Origin of the sequence: Sphingomonas agri (genome assembly GCF_038148795.1) — a bacterium.
Taxonomy (GTDB): Bacteria; Pseudomonadota; Alphaproteobacteria; order Sphingomonadales; family Sphingomonadaceae; genus Sphingomicrobium; species Sphingomicrobium agri.
Genome location: NZ_JBAPEU010000002.1, coordinates 819,292 through 839,319, shown reverse-complemented (window position 1 = coordinate 839,319; position 20,028 = coordinate 819,292). Strand labels below are relative to the sequence as shown.

18 protein-coding genes are annotated in these 20,028 nt (G+C 63.2%); 10 read left to right on the top strand and 8 right to left on the bottom strand.

What is annotated here, in order from left to right:
- The first annotated feature begins 177 nt into the window (after window positions 1–177).
- The gene (locus tag V8192_RS11055) at window positions 178–978 is read left to right on the top strand and encodes a response regulator (protein WP_341633120.1); all 801 of its coding nucleotides are present in this window, start codon (window positions 178–180) and stop codon (window positions 976–978) included.
- Between the two features lie 308 nt (window positions 979–1,286).
- Window positions 1,287–1,925: a sigma-70 family RNA polymerase sigma factor gene (locus V8192_RS11050; protein ID WP_341633119.1), complete on the top strand. Its 639-nt coding sequence runs from the start codon at window positions 1,287–1,289 to the stop codon at window positions 1,923–1,925.
- Window positions 1,926–1,941: 16 nt separating this feature from the next.
- Here V8192_RS11050 and V8192_RS11045 read toward each other — a convergent pair whose 3' ends face one another.
- Complete coding sequence (locus tag V8192_RS11045; RefSeq protein ID WP_341633118.1) at window positions 1,942–2,151, bottom strand: hypothetical protein; 210 nt, start codon at window positions 2,149–2,151, stop codon at window positions 1,942–1,944.
- A gap of 44 nt (window positions 2,152–2,195) precedes the next feature.
- Between V8192_RS11045 and V8192_RS11040 the strand changes: the two genes are divergently transcribed.
- Both V8192_RS11040 and V8192_RS11035 read left to right on the top strand, forming a co-directional pair.
- Entirely contained in the window at window positions 2,196–4,889 is a 2,694-nt protein-coding gene (locus V8192_RS11040; RefSeq protein WP_341633117.1) for a bifunctional [glutamine synthetase] adenylyltransferase/[glutamine synthetase]-adenylyl-L-tyrosine phosphorylase, read from the top strand.
- On the top strand, window positions 4,886–5,347 hold the full coding sequence (locus V8192_RS11035; protein ID WP_341633116.1) for a peroxiredoxin: 462 nt from the start codon (window positions 4,886–4,888) through the stop codon (window positions 5,345–5,347). Before V8192_RS11040 ends, V8192_RS11035 begins: the two co-directional genes overlap by 4 nt.
- On the opposite strand, the gene V8192_RS11030 is transcribed toward V8192_RS11035, so the two are convergent.
- From V8192_RS11030 to V8192_RS11000, 7 genes are all read right to left on the bottom strand, one after another.
- Window positions 5,344–6,777, bottom strand: coding sequence for a M20/M25/M40 family metallo-hydrolase (locus V8192_RS11030; RefSeq protein ID WP_341633115.1), 1,434 nt, complete (start codon window positions 6,775–6,777; stop codon window positions 5,344–5,346). The genes V8192_RS11035 and V8192_RS11030 overlap by 4 nt on opposite strands.
- A 73-nt stretch (window positions 6,778–6,850) precedes the next feature.
- Window positions 6,851–8,284: a M20/M25/M40 family metallo-hydrolase gene (locus V8192_RS11025; protein WP_341633114.1), complete on the bottom strand. Its 1,434-nt coding sequence runs from the start codon at window positions 8,282–8,284 to the stop codon at window positions 6,851–6,853.
- Window positions 8,285–8,338: 54 nt separating this feature from the next.
- Window positions 8,339–9,448 carry a cell division protein ZapE gene (zapE, locus tag V8192_RS11020; protein ID WP_341633113.1) on the bottom strand — a complete coding sequence of 370 codons (1,110 nt, stop codon included), beginning with the start codon at window positions 9,446–9,448 and terminating at the stop codon, window positions 8,339–8,341.
- On the bottom strand, window positions 9,445–9,945 hold the full coding sequence (locus tag V8192_RS11015; protein WP_341633112.1) for a PaaI family thioesterase: 501 nt from the start codon (window positions 9,943–9,945) through the stop codon (window positions 9,445–9,447). Before V8192_RS11015 ends, zapE begins: the two co-directional genes overlap by 4 nt.
- Complete coding sequence (locus tag V8192_RS11010) at window positions 9,942–10,718, bottom strand: succinate dehydrogenase iron-sulfur subunit (protein WP_341633111.1); 777 nt, start codon at window positions 10,716–10,718, stop codon at window positions 9,942–9,944. Before V8192_RS11010 ends, V8192_RS11015 begins: the two co-directional genes overlap by 4 nt.
- A gap of 203 nt (window positions 10,719–10,921) precedes the next feature.
- Window positions 10,922–11,290 carry a hypothetical protein gene (locus V8192_RS11005; protein ID WP_341633110.1) on the bottom strand — a complete coding sequence of 123 codons (369 nt, stop codon included), beginning with the start codon at window positions 11,288–11,290 and terminating at the stop codon, window positions 10,922–10,924.
- A 163-nt stretch (window positions 11,291–11,453) separates the two neighbouring features.
- The gene (locus V8192_RS11000; protein WP_341633109.1) at window positions 11,454–11,786 is read right to left on the bottom strand and encodes a hypothetical protein; all 333 of its coding nucleotides are present in this window, start codon (window positions 11,784–11,786) and stop codon (window positions 11,454–11,456) included.
- A 213-nt stretch (window positions 11,787–11,999) separates the two neighbouring features.
- Here V8192_RS11000 and mdh point away from each other — a divergent pair, with 213 nt between their 5' ends.
- The 6 genes from mdh (at window position 12,000) to lpdA (ending at window position 20,010) form a co-directional block, all read left to right on the top strand.
- Complete coding sequence (mdh, locus tag V8192_RS10995; protein WP_341633108.1) at window positions 12,000–12,977, top strand: malate dehydrogenase; 978 nt, start codon at window positions 12,000–12,002, stop codon at window positions 12,975–12,977.
- Window positions 12,978–13,517, top strand: coding sequence for a hypothetical protein (locus V8192_RS10990; protein WP_341633107.1), 540 nt, complete (start codon window positions 12,978–12,980; stop codon window positions 13,515–13,517). It abuts the gene before it with no gap.
- Complete coding sequence (sucD, locus tag V8192_RS10985) at window positions 13,514–14,401, top strand: succinate--CoA ligase subunit alpha (RefSeq protein ID WP_341633106.1); 888 nt, start codon at window positions 13,514–13,516, stop codon at window positions 14,399–14,401. The genes V8192_RS10990 and sucD overlap by 4 nt, the downstream gene beginning before the upstream one ends.
- A complete protein-coding gene (locus tag V8192_RS10980) occupies window positions 14,398–17,223 on the top strand; it encodes a 2-oxoglutarate dehydrogenase E1 component (RefSeq protein ID WP_341633105.1) in 2,826 nt (941 codons plus the stop codon). The genes sucD and V8192_RS10980 overlap by 4 nt, the downstream gene beginning before the upstream one ends.
- A gap of 9 nt (window positions 17,224–17,232) precedes the next feature.
- Window positions 17,233–18,537, top strand: coding sequence for a 2-oxoglutarate dehydrogenase complex dihydrolipoyllysine-residue succinyltransferase (odhB, locus tag V8192_RS10975; protein WP_341633104.1), 1,305 nt, complete (start codon window positions 17,233–17,235; stop codon window positions 18,535–18,537).
- A gap of 75 nt (window positions 18,538–18,612) precedes the next feature.
- Entirely contained in the window at window positions 18,613–20,010 is a 1,398-nt protein-coding gene (gene lpdA / locus V8192_RS10970; protein WP_341633103.1) for a dihydrolipoyl dehydrogenase, read from the top strand.
- Window positions 20,011–20,028 lie beyond the last annotated feature (18 nt).

The following is a 20,028-nucleotide window of genomic DNA, read 5'->3' as shown; positions in this document are numbered from 1 at the left end:
GTCGCAGCGAGGCCGGCCCAACCGCGGAAACCAAATGGCCGGTGCTTTGTTCCAGATTGGCTTTCATCTCTGGGGGGCGACCAAGCTCGGACATTCGAACTCCTTCCAGGGTTGCAACCATTCAGGCGCGCCGCCTAAGACGGCGCCAATTACGATTTCGAGGGAGAATACCCGATCATGTCCCTTGGCCAGGAACTTGCTCCGCACCTGCCATTCCTCCGCCGTTATGCCCGCGCGCTTACCGGCAGCCAGACCCACGGCGACGCGTTCGTCCGTGCGACGCTCGAAGCGATCGTCGCCAAGCCCGACGAGTTTCCGCGCGATGTCGATCCGCGTCTTGGACTCTACAAGACCTTCCACGCCATCTGGTCGACCGCCAACGTCGAGGAAGGCGAGGAGCCGATGCAGGGCCCCATGGGCGCAGAAGGCATCGCTCATGCGCGCCTTTCCCGAATCACCCCGCTCTCCCGCCAGGCGTTGCTGCTGACGTCACTCGAAGGATTTTCGTCCGAGGACACCGCCTATCTCATCAACGCGTCCCCGGCCGACGTCGATTCGCTCGTCGCCGAGGCGCTTGAGGAAATCGAGCGGCAAACCCTCGCCGACGTCCTGATCATCGAGGACGAGCCGATCATCGCGATGGATATCGAGACGATCGTCCGCGACCTCGGCCACAATGTGACGGGCGTTGCTGTCACGCGCGACGAAGCCGTTGCTCAGGCTCGTCAGAATCCTCCCGGCCTCGTCCTTGCGGATATTCAGCTTGCCGACGATTCGAGCGGCATCGATGCGGTCAAGGACATTCTCGCGGAGTTCTCCGTCCCGGTGATCTTCATCACGGCCTTCCCGGAGCGGCTGCTTACCGGCACTCGTCCGGAGCCCACCTTCCTCATCACCAAGCCATTCCAGCGCTCGACGGTGAAGGCGGCGATTGCCCAGGCCCTCTTTTTCGACGCGGCAACAGTCCCGGCGGCCTGACGAGCGGAACACGGTTCAGCCCGGCGCGTTGGCCGGGCGAACAGTGATTTCGTAACGAGAGCAGAATGGCTGATCCGCGACCTTCCGATTCTCCGGTCCGAGAGACCGCGACGGAGGCGCGTGCGGGTTCGACTCCTGGCGTTGCCAGGAACGTTCTGATCTTTGGCACGCTGCTGGTGATTATTATTTTTGCCGTGATCGTCTTGGTCGGGCGCCCCTGAGCACCTAGCTTCTGTCACAGTCGCTGTTCATGTTCGATCAACGCTCGCGCGGCCACGTCCGCGCCAGTCTAACGGGTGGGGTCTAGTTTGACGGAAGCGCGCGAAGAGGACCGACCAGCCACTGCTTCAGCAGAGCCTGTTCCGCTGTCGGATCCTGAGTTCAAGGATCAGCTTGCGGCGGTTATCCCGCACCTGCGCGCGTTCGGTCGCTCGCTCTCGGGAAGTCGCGATCTCGCCGATGATCTCGTGCAGGAAACGCTGCTCAAGGCCTGGGCCGCGCGCAAGCGCTTCCAGGCCGGTACGAACATGCGCGCCTGGACCTTCATCATTCTGCGCAACCTGTTCCTCAGCCAGATGCGGCGCGCGCGATTCAAGGGCGAATGGGACGATATTACCGCTTCGAAGATCCTCGCTGCACCGGCGAGCCAGGATCGGCACATCGAACTTGGTGACATGCAGCGTGCTCTGATGCACCTGCCACAACCTCAGCGCGAGGCACTGATCCTCGTGGGGGCAGGCGGCTTCGCCTACGAGGAGGCAGCGGAAATCTGCGGCTGCGCGGTGGGCACGATCAAGAGCCGCGTCGCGCGCGGTCGGGTCGCCCTCGAGCAATTGCTCTCGAGCGGCAAGCTGCCGTCAAGGCGCCAGCACCGGACCGATCCCGACAAGTCGGCGTTGCAGACGATCATGGGGGAAGTCGACCAGCTCAGCCGCGACCACGAGTGATCGCCGGGCGTAAGCCTCAGTTCAAGCGCCGCAAAAGCTCCGCAAAATCCCGATCACATGGCTCGGTTGCCGCGGCCTCGAACGCGCGGCGAAGCGCAGCCGTGATCCCGGCATGCGTCGGCGGCATGTCGACCTGGATGAGTCGGCGGTCCATCGCGTTCTGGTCCGACGCCCAATGAGAATCCCGTTCCAGCTTCATTGCCATTGCAAACGACGCAACAGGCACGGAAGTTTCCTGCGAGTCGGGCGCGAAACGGTGAAAATGGGACGATGAGCGGGTTAGGTTCGACTTGCGGCAGGCCGGAGGCACTGCGCCGCGCCGCAGATCACGCACCTTTCCTGCGCGAGTCAATCCAGGTTCGGCCCGACATTGCCGAGACTTTTGCAACGAGCGGAGCAATCGCAGCAACGCAGCTCGCGCTGGGGGCTGACGGCGACACCCTTGAGATGCGCCTGCGGCGCCAGCGTCATGGGCTCGCTCTTGCGGTCGCACTCGGTGACCTCTCGGGAGAGCTGCAGCTCGAGGAAGTGACGGCGATGCTCTCCAGCTTTGCTGACCGGGCGCTGGACGAAGCGGTGCGCGGGACCATGGCGGAGCGCGTCGGGCAAGCCGATCCCCGCGGGTTCACCGTGATCGCCATGGGCAAGCTTGGCAGCCACGAACTCAATTATTCGTCGGACGTGGACCTTTTGCTCCTGTTTGATCCTGAGACCTTGCCCAGGCGCAGCCGCGAGGATGCCGGGGAGGCCGCCGTGCGCGTCGGTCGACGCCTCATCGAGATCATGCAGAAGCGCACTGCCGATGGATATGTGCAACGTGTGGACCTGAGGCTCAGGCCCTCGCCCGAGGTCACGCCCATCGTCCTTCCGGTCAACGCCGCCATCTCGCATTACGAATCGAGCGCTCTACCGTGGGAGAGAGCCGCTTTCATCCGCGCGCGGCCTGCGGCCGGCGACCTTTCGCTCGGACAGCGCTTCCTGGACTCCATCCAGCCCTTCGTCTGGCGGCGTTCACTCGACTTCGGGGTGATCGAGGAGGTGCGCCAGATCTCGGCAAGGATCCGCGACCATTTCGCGCAAGGTGCAATTATCGGGCCCGGCTACGACCTCAAGCGCGGCCGCGGCGGCATCCGGGAGGTCGAGTTCTTCGTCCAGATCCAGCAGATGATTCACGGCGGGAGGGATGCTTCGGTGCGTGCTCCTGCAACTCTGGATGCGATCAGCGCGCTGCTGGCGGCGGGCCGCCTCGAGGATGCGGCTGCAGGAGACCTCGCAGATGCGTACCGCGCTTTGCGCACCATCGAACACCGGGTGCAGATGATCGAGGACGCCCAGACCCATTTGCTCCCGCTCGAGCCGGCGGGGCTGGACAATGTCGCTCAGCTGCACGGGCTTGCCGACGGGAGCGAGCTCCTCGACGAGCTACGTCCCCATGTGGAGCGCGTCGGGACCTTGTTCGATGGCCTCGCGCCGGACACCAGCGCCCGGCTGTCGAATGATCCCGACATCCTTGGCGAGGAGCTGGAGACCCTTGGTTTCTTGGACCCCGGCTCCGCTGCCCGGCACATCGCCAACTGGCGCTCGGGCAAGGCCCGGTCGCTCCGTTCACCTCCTGCGCGACAGGCGTTCGAGGCGATGCTCCCCGGATTGCTGCGGGCGATCGCTGCAGGCCCCGATCCGAACTATGCGCTCAATCGCCTCGGCGACATCGTCGAACGCCTGTCGAGCGGCGTGAATTTCTTCCGTCTGCTCGAGGCCCGGCCGGTGCTTGCTCGCCTTCTTGCAAAAGTTCTCGCCCATGCTCCCGCGCTCGCCGATCAGCTCGCGCGGCGGCCCGAACTTTTCGAAGGCCTGTTCGACGCCTCGAGCTTTGCCATGCCGCCCGAACCTCAGGACTTCGCACAGCTGCTTGCAAATGCGATGGCCGGGAATCCCTACGACATCGCGCTCGACCGGGCCCGAAGGCTGGTCAATGAACGTCGCTTTGCGCTCGGCGTGCAATTGATCGATCGCCGCCGCGACCCGCTGGAGGTGACCGAGGGTTATGCGCGCGTGGCAGAAGGGGCGCTCGTTGCGCTGGGCAGCGCTGCCGAAAGCCAGTTCAGGGACGCACACGGCGCCTTTGGAGACAGCGAACTGGTCGTTCTCGGCCTTGGCCGGTTCGGCGGCCACTCACTGACACACGCGTCCGACCTCGATATCATCTACCTGCATACGGCTGCGCAGGGGACTACCTCAAACGGTCCGAAACCCCTCGGACCAAACGACTATTTCAATCGCCTCGCGAGCCGCGTGACCGCCGCGCTCAGCGTACCGACGGCGGCAGGTCCTCTCTATGAAGTCGATACCCGCCTGAGGCCCGAAGGAGCCAAGGGCATGCTCGTGGTGTCGATCGAAGCCTTCGAACGCTATCAGCGCAACGAGGCGTGGACCTGGGAGCATATGGCCCTATGCCGCGCGCGCCCGGTCTTCGGGTCCGCGGACGTGCGTGCACGCGTGACGGCGATGATCGACGACATCCTGAGGCTTCCACGCGACTATGGGAAAGTCGCCGAAGATGCATCGAAGATGCGAGCCGAGATCGCGCGCCACAAACCGCCGCACGGTCCGCTCGACGTGAAGCTTGGACCGGGCGGGCTGGTTGATCTCGAGTTCGCCGTTCACGTTCTTCAACTGACCAGACATGTCGGGCTCAGTACCCGGCTCGAAATTGCGCTCGAGGAACTGGAAGCAGACTCTTTGGTGCCTGCAAATATTGTCGACTCGCTAAAGTTGCTTTCGCGCATGCTGGTCATGATGCGGCTCGTCGCCCCGGGCGACATCAAGCCCACATCCGAAACCTGGCAACTGGTCGCGGAGGCGTGCGGCGCAGGAAGCTGGGAGGAGCTTCTTGCAGAGCACGAAGCTGCGCGGCACAGGATCGCCACGCTTTGGAACAGCATCAGGCAAGGGACATCGAAATGATCAGCGAAGGCGACCGGGCACCGGCAATCACTGTTATGCCGAGCGATGGGAGCAAGATCGACCTGGCTTCACCAGGTCAGCCCGTCGTCCTCTATTTCTACCCGAAGGACGATACGTCCGGCTGTACTCGGGAAGCGCAGGACTTCACGGCCCTAGCCGGCGAGTTCGCCAAGTCGGGAGTGAAGATCGTCGGCGTGTCGCGCGATCCGATGAAGAGCCACGAGAAATTCATCGGGAAATACGGCCTCGCCGTTCCTCTCGCTTCGGACGAGGACGGAAAGATTTCCGAGGCCTTTGGTACCTGGGTCGAGAAATCGATGTACGGCCGGAAATATATGGGGATGGAACGCGCAACCTATCTCATCGCGCAAGACGGGCGCGTTGTTCGCGCATGGCGCAAGGTGAAGGTTCCAGGCCACGCACAGGAGGTGCTCGGCGCGGCCAGGAAAGATGCCTAGCCGGCCAGCGCCTTCATGATCATTTCCCAGTGCAGTACGTCATCGTACATCGCGCGCACGGGAATTCGCTCGTCGAGGCCGTGGGCGCGCTCATCGTCGGGCGAGATGCCCCAGCTTCCATCGACGTCGTAGACGGGAATGCCCTTCGCGCGGAAGAAACTGCCGTCGCTGGCACCCGTGGACATCACCGGAAACACGTGCATTGCAGGCCCGTGAAAGCGAAGAGACGCGGCCTTGACCGCGTTGATAACGTCTGCACGCGGAGGTGAAGCCGGCGTCGGCACGCCGATATAGCCCGGGTCCGCCACGATCTCGACCTTGGGACCGACGAGCTGCTGGAGTTCGGCCTGCACCTGCTTCGGTTCGACGCCCGGGAAGATCCTGCAATTGACTGTCGCCTGCGCGGTTTGCGGAAGCGCGTTATCGGCATGCCCGCCCTTCAGCATGGTCGCGACGCAGCGCGTGCGGGTCAACCCGACCTCGAGCGGATTTGCCTCGATGGCGTCAGCCGCCGCGCCGTCTTTCGGGTTGGCAAGCCAGGCGCGGATCTGCCGTCCGAGCGGGCTGTTGCCTTCCTGCTGGGCGCGCTCGGCAAAATAGCCGCGAGTGATCTCGTTCTGCATCGGCTCGAAGCGATAGGCACGAAGCTTCTCAAGCGCGTCGGCAAGATCGTAGATCGCATTGTCGGGCCGCGGGCGGGAGCTGTGTCCGCCGGGATTATGGGTGGTGAAGAAATAGGTCTGAAAAGTCTTCTCCGCCATCGAGATGCCGAAGCCCAGGGGTCGGAAGTTGCGGTCATACGATGCGCCCCCGCCGTCGGCGTTCAGCCCGAACTCGGCGTCCGTCAGGTTGCGCCACTGCGTTGAGCCGAGCGTTGCACCCTTTCCCTGTGTTTCCTCATCGCCGCTATAAAAGAAGATGATGTCGCGATCGGGCTTGAAACCCTCGCTCATCAGCTTGACCGCGGCCATCGTCGTCGCGACGTCGCCGTTTTTCATGTCACTCGTGCCGCGCCCGAGGAAGTAGCCCCCTTCCTCGCGGAACTCGAACGGGTCGTACTTCCAGTCCTCGCGCTTGGCCTCCACCACGTCCATGTGACCCAGGATCAGCATCGGCTTCTTGGTCGGATGCGGCGAGCGCCACCGCACGATGAGCGCTTCCGTCTTGTCGCCGGGAAGCGCCTCGTACGGCATGAAGTGAATGTCCGCATCGGGGATCCCTGCGGCCCTGAACTGGTCGGCGAGCAGCTTTGCAACCTGCGGCACTTCGCCGCGTCCCCGGACGCTTGGAATCTCGATGGCCTGCTTGAAAAGGGCGCGGGTCTTTGCCTGCCACGCGGCCGGCAGTTGCGTCGGAACCGTACGTGGATCGACCGCGGCAAGTGCAGCGGTCGAGCTCAGTGCAAAGAGCAGAGCAACGAGGGAACGCATCGATCAATTCCTCCAGTGATGCGGCGGCCCACTAGATGGTGGGCTATCGCAGTCAAGCTATTCAGTTCGTGAACTATTTTCCGGCGAGATCCCTCAGCATCAGCTCCCAGTGGACGACATTGTCGTAGAGGGACTGGACCGGAATGCGCTCGTCCTTTCCGTGCGCGCGAAAGTCGGTCGGGACCTGCACCCAGGCCCCGTTGGTGCCGTAAATCGGAATCCCCGCGACACGGAAGGGCCGGGCATCGCTGGCGCCCGTGGACATCTCGGGAAAGACCGGCATTGCGGGATGAAGCGCCTGTACCGCGCGCGTGAATGCTGCCGTGACGTCGGGCCGGAGCGGAGAGGCAAGCGAGGCGACGTAATCGTCGTTCCGGGTGACCACGACGGTCGGGTCGTTCACGATATGCTCCAGCTCTCCCTTGACCGTATTGGGATCCTCACCCGGAAAGATCCGGCAATTGATCATCGCGGTTGCGAGCTGGGGAAGCGCATTGTCGGCATGCCCGCCGAACAGGCGAGTCGGCACGCAGCGGGTCCGCGTCAGCCCGACCTCGCTCTCGCTCGCCTCGATGAAATCGGCGGCCTCGCCGTCATTGGGATTTGCAAGCCAGCGCCGCATGGCGTCGCCGAGCGGCCCTTTTTCCATCTTTGCCCGGGCCGTGAAATAAGCCCGGGTCGTCTCGTTCATCTTGGGCGTGAAGCGGTATGCCTCCAGTTTGTCGAGGGCGTGAGCAAGGCTGTAGATGGCATTGTCCTTGCGCGGCTTTGACGAATGTCCGCCCCGGTTTCGCACAGTGAACGTATAGCTTGCGAAGGTCTTCTCGGCAGTCTGCATCGAAAAGCCGGCAGGGCTTCCATCGACATTGAATCCGCCGCCGCCGCCGTCGGCATTGAGACCGAATTCCGGATGGCCGAGAAGGTCGAGCCAATCGCTCGCACCCTTTCTTGCACCGATTCCGTTGGTCTCTTCATCGCCAGTAAACAGGACCACGATGTCACGGCTCGGTTTGAATCCCGCGGCCCGCAGATTGATCATCGCCTGGGTGATGGCCGTTATGCCATCCTTCATGTCGATGGTGCCCCGGCCATAATAATAATTGTCGCGCTCGGTGAGCACGAACGGGTCCGTGGTCGAATCCTCGCGCTTTGCCTCGACGACATCCATGTGGCCCATGAGGAGGAGGGGCTTGGCCCTGGGCGTCCCGGCGGCCCTCCAGCGGACGATCAGGGCGGCGGTATCGTCATCGCCGGTCGTCGCGCTTCCGGTGTGATAGGGAAGCACGTGCACGTCGGCCGCCGGAAAGCCCCCCGCTTTGAACTGGTCCGCAAGATATTGCGCCATCTCGGGTACCTTGTGGCGTCCGATGACGGTGGGCGTATTGACGATGTGCTCGAACATAGCGTGCGTCGACTGACGCTGAACCGGCGTAAGCTGCGGTCCCGCCCCGGCCGCGGCCGTTGATGCAAGCGCAATGAACGATGCTGCGGCCAACAGTCGGTGCATAGATCCCCTCCCCGGAAAATGAGTTGCGCGACGCTACGCTTCCGCGCCAGCGCGTCAAGCGGCGATGCCGTGCCCCTCCGCCAGATATTCTGCGCTCCGCATTTCCTCGAGGCGGCTGGCGGTGCGCTGGAATTCGAAGCTGCCATCGCCGGCCGGATAGAGACCTTCAGGCTCAGCGTCGGCGGCCGCCAGCAGTTTGACCTTGTGCTCGTACAGGGCGTCCACGAGCGTGACGAAGCGCGCCGCTTCGTTGCGCATTTCCCGTCCCATGACCGGAATGCCGACGATGATGACCGTGTGAAAACGACGGGCGATCGCGAGATAGTCGGCCGCACCGCGCGGTTCGCCGCAAAGGCGCTTGAACGAGAAGACCGCGACACCCTTGAGACTCTTGGGCACGTGAAGCGTGCGCCCGCCGCCCACTTCGATATCCTCGGAAGGAACTTTCGCCCGGTCCTCGACCGGATAGTCCGTCAGCTGGAAGAAGGCCTGGCTGAGGGCGGCGGTGGCGGCGGGACCATTCGGCAGGTGCCAGACCTCGACGCCGGTCAAACGGTCGAGCCGGTAGTCAACGGGCCCGTCGACCTCGACAACAAGCATCCGGCGTTCGATGAGCTCGATGAACGGGAAGAACAATTCACGGTTGAGCCCGCCCTTGTAGAGATCGCGCGGGGCCCTGTTTGACGTCGTGACGACTTTCACGCCCCGCTCGAGCAGCTTGCCGAACAGCCGGGATACGATCATCGCGTCGGCAGGATTGGTGATCTGCATCTCGTCGAAGCACAGGAGGCTTGCGCCCGCTGCAATCTCTTCGGCAACGGGGTCTATGGGATCGCCCTGCCCGCGCTCCCGGGCCTGCCTCAGTCTCGAATGCGTTTCCAGCATGAACTCGTTGAAGTGGACGCGGCGCTTGGGCTCGATTTTGATGTCGACGAAGGCGAGATCCATGAGCATCGACTTGCCGCGGCCGACGCCCCCCCAGAGATAAACCCCGCAAGGGCTTTCCGACGGCTCCTTGAAGAGCCGTGAAAGGAAGCCGTTTCCGTTCGCGATCCCGGCTGCAAGCCTGTCGAGCGCAGCCACGGCGCGCGCCTGAGCCGGATCCGGCTTCAGCTCGCCCGCGGCAATGAGTTGGTCGTACGCCGCCCGGACCGGTGCAGTCATCGTGCCGGTGCGTTGGGCCGGTTCACTTTCTTGAGTGTCCCGCTGAAGCTGTAGCAATTCTCGCCGTTCTGCTTGACGACGCCCTGAAGAAAAGCGTGCCCGCGCGTCTGCCTGACGAGTTCGACGTAAGCATCGAGCGGAGAGCCGGCCTGGCCCCGGTGGAGGAAATGGGTGCTGAGATGGAGCGTCACGTAGTGCGCGCGGTCCATTCCTCCGCAAAGACCGCCGGCAAACATCGACATGTCGATGAAGCTCATGACCGCGCCGCCGTGGATCGACCCGCCCATGTTCATGTGCGCCTCGGTCGGGAACATCCGGCAAATTCCGCGTCCAGGCCCGTCAGGCTTGAACAGCAGCCGCCCCGTCGCTGCAGCGAAGCTCGACGGTGGGAAGTCGCCCCAGCTGTACCAACCGGGATTGTCCGGATCGGGCGCGGCTCCGCGAGGAAGGCCGACGTCCTCCATCAGTTCCTCGTTTTGCGTACCCTCGTCGCTCACGCTGTCCGTTCGGCGATCAGCTTCTTGGTCTCGGCGATCGCCTTTGCAGGGTTGAGACCCTTGGGACAGACGTTCGCGCAGTTCATGATTGTGTGGCAGCGATAGAGCCGGAACGGGTCCTCGAGCTGGTCGAGCCGCTCGCCCGTGGCTTCATCGCGGCTGTCCGCGAGCCAGCGATAGGCCTGGAGGAGAATTGCGGGTCCCAGGAACTTGTCGGAGTTCCACCAATAGCTTGGGCAACTCGTCGAGCAGCAGAAGCAAAGGATGCATTCATAAAGTCCGTCGAGCTTGGAGCGGTCCTCCGGACTCTGCAGCCGCTCGCGTGATGGAGCCGGGCTCACCGACTTCAGCCACGGCTGGATCGAGGAATATTGCGCATAAGCGTGTGTCAGGTCGGGAACGAGGTCCTTCACCACGTCCATGTGCGGCAAGGGCGTGATCTGAACGTCGCCCTTCAATTCATCGATGGAGGTCGTGCAGGCGAGCCCGTTGCGCCCCTCCATGTTCATCGCGCACGAGCCGCAGATCCCTTCACGACACGACCGCCGGAACGTCAGCGTCGGGTCGATCTCGTTCTTGATCTTGATGAGCGCGTCGAGGACCATCGGTCCGCATTTGTCGAGGTCGATGGTGTAACGGTCCCAGCGTGGGTTCGCCTCGCTATCGGGGTCATAGCGGTAGATCTTGAACGTCTTGAGGCGCTTTCCCTCTTCGGGCTTCCACTCGCGTCCCTTTTTGACGGTACTGTTCCTGGGCAGGAAGAATTCGGCCAAGCGCTCAACTCCTTGTTGAGTGGGCCGCTAGCACGCGCCGATGCGCCTTTGGAAGAGTCAAGCGTTCGCTTCCTCTGGCCGACGTCTGGCAGGACGCGTCCGGTTGCCCGATGTGCCGGTGAGGCGTCATGGGTTCCCGCTGGAGCCAGAGCGCGCCGGCAGCGGCTGGAAGCCCCGCCGGCGGCTGAGGCCGGAATTGATTGCTAGCGGAGAAGCGCGCCCACTACCTGCTGGATCAGCATCGTCCGCGGGTCGACCGCGTAGAGATATCCGTCGTTGTAATAATAGCGGTAGCGGGTGCTGAGATCGTAGCGCCGCCTTACGTCGTATGGGATGCGGCCGTAGGAATAGAGCGTGCCGTAGCCGCTTTGCCATCTCTCGCCGCGGGCGAGCTTTCGGGCCTGTCCGGGCGGCATGCACCCGTTGTTTTTCTTGGCGAGGCCAGGCGGACAGCCGCCAAAATCCCCGTCACCGTCACCGTGACCGTGACCGTGACCGTTGCCCGGCTTTCCAAGTGCAGGCCCCGCAAGGCCGAGGGCCGCCGCGCCGGCGAGAAGAAGCAAATGTCTCATGCTGTCTCCAATTTCTGGATTGAACTGCGGACGAAACGATTGCGGGCCGCTTGCAGTTGCGATGCCGAGTGCTTTTTGTCGCGTCTCCGGGCCCTCGGTCCGTCCCAAACGAAGGGCCGCCCAAAGCATCGGGCGGCCCTTCCTGGTCCTGGGCGCCGAGCGCCTAGTGGCTGTACGTGTCGATAACCTTCGTTATCGCGTAGGTCGTCGGGTCGACCTCATAGAGATAGCCGTCGTCGTAGACGTAGCGCATGTTCGAGCCGAGCTTGTAATAGGTCACGACCGGCTGAGGAATGTCGGTAAGCGCCGTGTAGGTATAATTCGGGCCGTAGACATATCCGACCGCGCGCGCCGGAGGTGTTCCCTTGACGCGGTGCATCGAGACGCAGACGCCATTATCCCACTTGGTGCAGACGTAGGTCTTTGCCGGTGCCGGAGCGGCCGTCACGGCCATAACGGCAGCGGCGCTCGACAGTCCGAGAAGAATCTTCCTCATGATTGTCTCCTATTTTCATCAGCCACGTCGGGCTGCCCACATTTAACGATTGGTCCGGTGCAGGGTTTCGAAGCTGTTCATCTGGCTGAAAGGCGCCGAGCGGCCGGTCCCGTTTCCAAGGCGGTTGCCCGACTCTGCCTGCCGGTTTAGAGCGCCGCCAAAATATCGCGCCCGGTCCTCGGTGCGCTCGCAACAGCAGAGGAAACTGGCCTAATGGCTCGGAAGAAGATCGCCCTTATCGGCGCCGGCATGATCGGCGGTACGCTCGCCCACCTCGCGGCAATGCGTGAACTCGGTGACATCGTCCTGTTCGACATCGCCGAAGGTATTCCCGAGGGTAAGGCGCTCGACATCGCGCAGGCAGGCCCGGTCGATGATTTCGACGCCAGCCTGAAGGGATCGTCGGATTATGCCGACATTGCTGGCGCGGACGTCTGCATCGTGACCGCCGGCGTTGCCCGCAAGCCCGGCATGAGCCGTGATGATCTGATCGGCATCAACCTCAAGGTCATGAAGTCGGTCGGCGAGGGCATCCGTACCCACGCTCCCAACGCATTTGTTATCTGCATCACCAACCCGCTCGATGCGATGGTGTGGGCGTTGCGCGAATTCTCAGGCCTTCCGCCGCACATGGTGGTGGGCATGGCAGGAGTGCTCGACAGCGCGCGGTTCCGTCATTTCCTTGCCGAGGAATTCAACGTCAGCGTCGAGGACGTCACCGCCTTCGTGCTTGGGGGCCACGGGGACACGATGGTCCCCGTCGTCGGCTATTCAACGGTTGCAGGGATCCCGATCCCGGATCTCATCAAGATGGGCTGGTCGACCAAGGAAAAGATCGACTCCATCGTCAAGCGCACGCGCGGCGGCGGAGGCGAGATCGTCGCCCTGTTGAAGACCGGATCGGCTTATTACGCCCCGGCCACGAGCGCGATCGCGATGGCCGAGAGCTTCCTCAAGGACAAAAAACGCGTCCTTCCCTGTGCCGCGCACCTCAGCGGCCAGTACGGCGTCAACGATCTCTACGTCGGCGTTCCGGTAGTGATCGGCGCGGGCGGCGTCGAACGGATCGTCGAGATCGAACTCGACCCACAGGCCCGCGACAATTTCAACGTCAGTGTCGATGCCGTAAAGGAACTGCTCGAAGCGTGCAGGCAGATTGACAACTCGCTTGCGGAAGAAGCCGTCGCCTGAATGCCGGCCCTCGCTGCCTCCTTGTTATTGATGCAAGCTTCACCAGCTCCGTCCGAGACGGCCGTCAGTCCCGCAATCGCGGCTTACCGCGAGGCCTGCATCGAGGGCTCGTTCAAGCTTTCGCCGGCACGCGGGCGGGTACTGAAACCGGGCGAACCGTACAATTTTCTCGACTATCTGGCCTTCCCGGAATCCATTTCCCATCGGACCATCGTGAAGCTCAGCGAGCCGCCTTCAACCTACCTCATTTTTACCGAGTACAAGCAGCTTCAGCCAGGAAGCATCGCAAGGACCTGTGCGTTGGATTCCAATTCGGTTTCCAAGCGCGAGGCGATGGGCGCCTTTCTCGAGGGGCTGCCGGACAAGGAAGTTTCCCCAAAATGGATTCCCGACATGTATGAGCCGATATGGACCGTGAGCCATCCTGAGCTCGGTTACGCCAAGCAGTTCAGGTACCGCGAGGATGGGTCAACGGTGCTGGAAATCGGAATGTATCCGACCTCCGCTGCTCCAATGAACGCAGGTACGACAAAGCAATGAGCATCCTCGTCGATAGGAATACCAAGGTCATCACGCAGGGCATGACTGGTGAAACGGGGACGTTTCACACACAGCAGGCGCTTGCGTACGGCACCCAAATGGTCGCGGGCGTTACCCCGGGAAAGGGCGGCACCGAGCATATCGGCCTCCCGGTGTTCAATACCGTCCACGAAGCGGTCGCCAAGACCGGCGCAACCGCTTCGGTGATCTACGTTCCGCCGCCATTCGCGGCAGATTCGATCCTCGAGGCAGTCGATGCCGAGGTGCCCCTCATCGTTGCGATCACCGAGGGCATTCCGGTGCTCGACATGGTCAAGGTGAAGCGCGCCCTCTCGGGCTCCAAGTCCCGGCTGATCGGCCCCAATTGCCCGGGTGTACTCACTCCCAACGAATGCAAGATCGGGATCATGCCCGGCAACATCTTCCAGAAGGGGAGCGTGGGCGTCGTCAGCCGTTCCGGCACGCTCACTTATGAAGCCGTGTTCCAGACGACGAACGAAGGCCTCGGGCAGACGACTGCCGTCGGTATCGGCGGAGACCCCGTAAAGGGCACGGAATTCATCGACATCCTCGAGATGTTCCTTGCCGACGATGAGACTCAATCGATCATCATGATCGGCGAAATCGGCGGCAGCGCGGAGGAAGATGCAGCTCAGTTCCTTGCGGACGAGGCGAAACGCGGACGCAGGAAGCCCGTTGTAGGCTTCATTGCCGGGCGCACTGCTCCTCCTGGACGCCGCATGGGCCATGCCGGCGCCATCGTCTCGGGCGGGAAGGGCGATGCCGAAAGCAAGATCGCGGCGATGGAAGCGGCTGGAATTACTGTCAGCCCCAGCCCATCTCAACTGGGTAGGACCCTCAAGGAGTTGCTGGTTTCGGCATGAACGAAGTGGCGCGTATCGAGGAACAGGAAAAAGGTCCAAGCTGGGCACGGTCGAACTGGCCCCTGGCCGAACTCGATGACCTGAACCTTGGTCTCGATCCGACCCAGGCGACGATCGAGAAGGTGAAGGCCGCAGTCGCCGAGCGCGTTGCCCAGGCTAGCAGCGATCCCCAGGCAATTCGGCGCGCCGCGGAGGATTCGATCCGTGCCATGATGCTGATCCGCACCTACCGGGTGCGCGGTCATCTTGCCGCGGACCTGGATCCGCTGCGGCTTACTAGACGCGAGGTCCCGGCGGACCTCACGGCCGAATATCACGGCTTTAGCGACAATGATCTTGATCGGCCTGTGTGGCTGTGCGGCGCGCTCGGCTTCGAACAGGCGACCGTCCGCGAGATCGTGCGGGTGTTGCAGCGGAACTACTGCGGACACGTCGGCCTCGAATACATGCACATCAACGATGTGGATGAGCGCCGCTTCCTCCAGGGCCGGATGGAAGGCAAGGACGCCGAGATCACTTTCACACCCGAGGGCAAGCAATCCATCCTCGCCAAGGTCATCCACGCCGAGCAGTGGGAAAAATTCCTCGCCCGCAAATATGTCGGGACGAAGCGTTTCGGCCTGGACGGAGGCGAAAGCGCCGTTCCCGCGCTGGAAGCAGTCATCAAGTATGGCGGCCTCATGGGCGTTACCGAGATCGACGTCGGCATGGCCCATCGCGGTCGCCTCAACGTGCTTTCTAACGTGATGGGAAAACCCGCGCAGGCGATCTTCCACGAGTTCGCCGGCGGCGCGACCAATCCCGCCGATGTCGGCGGCTCGGGCGACGTGAAATACCACCTTGGAACATCGTCCGACCGCGAGTTCGACGGCAACCGGGTCCATCTTTCGCTGCTTCCCAACCCCTCGCACCTCGAGGCGGTCGACCCAGTGGTCCTGGGCAAGGCACGCGCGCTTCAGACGATCCGCGAAGACCAGCGCGGGAGAACGGTTCTTCCGATGCTCCTCCACGGCGATGCCGCCTTTGCAGGCCAGGGCGTCGTCTGGGAGTGCCTCAGCTTCTCCGGGCTCCCCGGCTATGGAACCGGCGGGACCATCCACTTCATCATCAACAACCAGGTCGGCTTTACGACAAGCCCCCAGTTCGCCCGGTCCTCGCCCTACCCGTCGGACGTGGCCAAGGGCATCCAGGCGCCGATCCTCCACGTCAATGGCGACGATCCCGAAGCGGTGACCTTCTGCTGCAAACTCGCGATCGAGTTCCGGCAGACGTTCGGCCGCGACATCGTCATCGACATGTGGTGCTATCGGCGCTTCGGCCACAACGAGGGCGACGAGCCGAGCTTCACCCAGCCGCAAATGTACGCGGCGATCAAGAAACACCCGCCAATCAGCCAGACCTATGGCCAGAAGCTGATCGGGGAAGGCGTGGTCGACCAGGCCTGGATCGAGCAGCAGACGAAGGATTACGTCGCTCATCTCGAAGACCAGTTCGAAGGCGCAGTTTCCTACCTGCCCAACAAGGCCGACTGGTTCGAGGGTCGCTGGGCAGGACTTGGTCGCCCCGACGAGCCGGTTCTTGGCCGCCGCAATATTCCGACCGCGATCAGCAACGAGGAGGTCCGGCGTCTCGGCGAGGTGCTGACGAGTGTTCCGGAGGGCTTCGTGATCCACAAGACCCTTCAGCGCATCCTGGATGCCAAGAAGGAGATGTTCGGGTCGGGCGAGGGCTTCGACTGGGCGACCGCGGAAGCGCTGGCTTTCGGGAGCCTGGTCGCGGAAGGCCTGGGCGTTCGCCTGTCGGGTCAGGACAGCGGCCGCGGAACCTTCAGCCAGCGGCATGCCGTTTGGGTCGATCAGCAGACCGGCCAGAAATACATCCCGCTGACGAGCATCGGCCCGGCACGCTTCGAAGTGCGCGATAGTCCGCTGTCAGAATTCGGCGTGCTCGGCTTTGAATATGGCTATTCGCTTGCCGACCCCAAAACGCTCGTTTTGTGGGAAGCGCAGTTCGGCGATTTCGCGAATGGTGCGCAGAGCATCATCGACCAGTTCGTCGCCGCAGGGGAGGCCAAGTGGCTTCGTGCGAGCGGCCTTGTCATGCTGCTGCCTCACGGCTTCGAAGGCCAGGGCCCGGAGCACAGCTCGGCGCGTCTTGAACGCTATCTGCAGCTTTGCGCGGAGGACAATTTCCAGGTCGCCAACTGCACGACCCCCGCCAATTATTTCCACATCCTTAGGCGGCAGATGCGGCGGGATTTCCGCAAGCCGCTCGTGATGATGACGCCCAAGTCGCTGCTGCGGAACAAGCTCGCGGTTTCGAGCATCGCGGATTTTACGGGGGAGAGCCATTTCCGCCGGATCCTCAGCGACCTCAATCCCCCCGCCGAAGGGGAAACCCGCCGACTGGTCCTGTGCTCGGGCAAGCTGGCCTACGAGCTCATGGAAGCGCGTGATGCGGCGGGCGATCTTGGTGTCGAAATCGTGCGCATCGAGCAACTCTATCCCTTCCCCTCGGAGCCTCTGCTGAGACGCCTCAAAGCGATGCCGAAGCTCACCGACCTCGTCTGGGCGCAGGAAGAACCGAAGAACAACGGCGCCTGGCTGTTCGTCGAAGACCTGCTCGAGCAATGTCTCGCCGATTCCGGGCGCGCCGGCATGCGGCCGCAATATGCAGGTCGAGATTCCAGCGCTTCGCCCGCGACGGGCCTTGCCAAGCGTCACGTTGCCGAACAGGCGGCGCTCATTGCCGCTGCGCTCGGTCACGATTCAACAAGCGGCGGCCGCGCCGCAACCGAGCGGCCGCCGGTCGCTGCAGAATAAAGGGAAACCATGGCCACTGATGTTGAAGTTCCGGCGCTCGGCGAATCCATCACCGAAGGAACGCTCGCCCAGTGGCTCAAGAAGCCGGGGGAGGCCGTTGCCGCCGACGAGCCGATCGCGAGCCTCGAGACGGACAAGGTCAGCGTCGAGGTTCCATCGCCCGTTGCCGGTGTTCTGACCGAGCAACTCGCCCAGGAAGGCGACAATGTCGCGGTCGGCGCCGTTATTGCCCGGATCGACGAAACGGCGACCGCCGGCGCGGCGGCGGCGGCCCCGACCCCCGCCCAGTCCGCTGCGGCCGGCACGGCCAATCCGCCGGGCGCCGGCGAAACTCCAGCGCTTCGCGCGGAGATGCCTGCACCGGTTGCCGAACTCGATCGGGAGGAAGAGCACATCACGACCTTGTCGCCGGCGGTCCGGCGGGCGGTGCTCGAATATCATGTCGACCCGACGAAGATCCGGGGCACGGGCAAGGACGGCCGGCTGACCAAGGACGACGTGATCGCTGCCGCCCAGTCGAAGGGCCCGCCCAGTCCAGGAGCGCCCGAGGCAAAGGCACCCTCGGCTCCCGCGGCACCTGCGCCGCAGGCCCGGCCCGCGGGCGGAGCGGGCGAGCGGCGCGAGGAGCGCGTCAAGATGACGCGGCTTCGGCAGACGATCGCCCGGCGCCTCAAGGAAGCGCAAAATACGGCGGCCATGCTGACGACGTTCAACGACGTCGACATGAGCGCGGTCATCGATGCCCGCGCCCGGTACAAGGACCTTTTCGAGAAGAAGCACGGCATCCGCCTCGGCTTCATGGGCTTTTTCGTGAAGGCCTGCGCGTTGGCCGCGAAGGACGTGCCTTCCGTCAACGGCAGCATCGAGGGAGAGGAGATCGTCTATCACGACTATCTCGACGTCTCGGTCGCCGTCTCTGCACCCAAGGGTCTTGTCGTGCCCGTCGTGCGCAATGCCGACAGCATGAGCTTTGCGGATATCGAAAAGACGATCGCGGATTTCGGCAGGCGCGCAAAGGACGGCACCCTTACGGTCGAGGAGATGCAGGGTGGCACCTTCACCATTTCCAACGGCGGAGTCTTCGGTTCGCTGCTCTCAACGCCGATTATCAATCCGCCCCAGTCGGCAGTCCTCGGCATGCACCGGATTGAGGAGCGGCCGGTCGTAAAGGGCGGACAGATCGTGGCCCGGCCGATGATGTATCTGGCGCTGAGCTACGATCACCGCTTGATCGACGGACGGGAGGCAGTGACTTTCCTCGTGCGCGTGAAGGAGGCGATCGAGGACCCGACGCGCCTCTTGATCGACCTCTAGTTTTCGGGCGTCGAGCTTGCGGCTCGGGTGCTGCCAACCTAAGTCGCGCCTCAAATCCACTCGACGGAGCATTTGATGGCCGACGCCTATGATTTCGACGTGCTTGTCATCGGCGCGGGCCCGGGAGGCTATGTCGCCGCGATCCGCGCGGCCCAGCTTGGTCTCAGGACGGCCTGCGCAGAAAGCCGCGAAACGCTTGGCGGCACCTGCCTCAACGTCGGCTGCATTCCCTCCAAGGCGCTTCTGCATGCCTCCGAGCTGTTCGAGGAAGCGGCACACGGCACTCTTGCCAAATGGGGCATCAAGACGAGCGGTGTCGAAGTTGATCTCGATACCATGCACGGCAGCCGCAAGGAGGCCGTGAAGGGCCTCACCCAGGGCGTCGAGTTCCTGTTCAAGAAGAACAAGGTCGAATGGCTGAAGGGGCTGGCCACGTTCGAGAGCGCGGATACGGTCAAGGTCGGTGACCGGACGGTGCGTGCGAAGAACGTCGTCATCGCCACCGGTTCATCGGTCACTCCGTTGCCCGGCATAACCATCGACCAGGAGCGCATCGTCGACTCGACCGGGGCTCTCGAGCTCCAGCAAGTGCCGCGGCGGATGGTCGTGATCGGGGGCGGCGTCATCGGACTTGAGCTCGGCTCGGTATGGCGACGTCTGGGAGCTCAGGTGACGGTCGTCGAATTTCTCGACCAGATCCTCCCAGGCTTTGACGCCGAGGTTCGCAAGGAAGCCAACAAGATCTTCAAGAAGCAGGGCTTCGAGTTCAGGCTTTCGACCAAGGTCACCAAGGCCGAGCGCAAGGGCGACACGGTGAGCCTTACAGTGGAGCCAGCGGCCGGCGGAGCAGCGGAAACCATCGAGACCGATGTCGTGCTTGTCTCGATCGGGCGTCGGCCCAACACCGAGGGTCTTGGTCTTGAGAAAGCGGGACTCCAGACCAACCAGCGCGGCCAGATCGAGACCGACCACGAGTTCCGCACCAAGGTCGCGGGCATCTGGGCAATCGGCGACGTGATCCCGGGACCGATGCTCGCCCACAAGGCCGAGGACGAGGGCATTGCGGTCGCTGAAAACATCGCCGGACTGACGGGCATCGTGAACCGCGAGATCATTCCCTCGGTCGTCTACACCATGCCCGAGATCGCGGGCGTTGGCCTCACCGAAGAGGAGGCTCGCAAGTCAGGCGAGGTGAAGGTCGGCAAGTTCCCGATGCTCGCGAACAGCCGCGCCAAGACCAACCGCGAGCCCGATGGCTTCGTGAAGGTCGTCGCGGACGCGAAGACGGACAGGGTTCTTGGCGTCTGGATGATCGCCTCGGTTGCAGGGACGATGATCGCGCAGGCAGCGCAGGCGATGGAGTTCGGCGCGACGAGCGAGGATATCGCTTATACCTGCCATGCTCACCCGACGCACTCGGAAGCGCTCAAGGAAGCGGCGATGGCGGTTCAGGGCAAGCCGATCCACATCTGAACCGGCCGGCCCTTCACC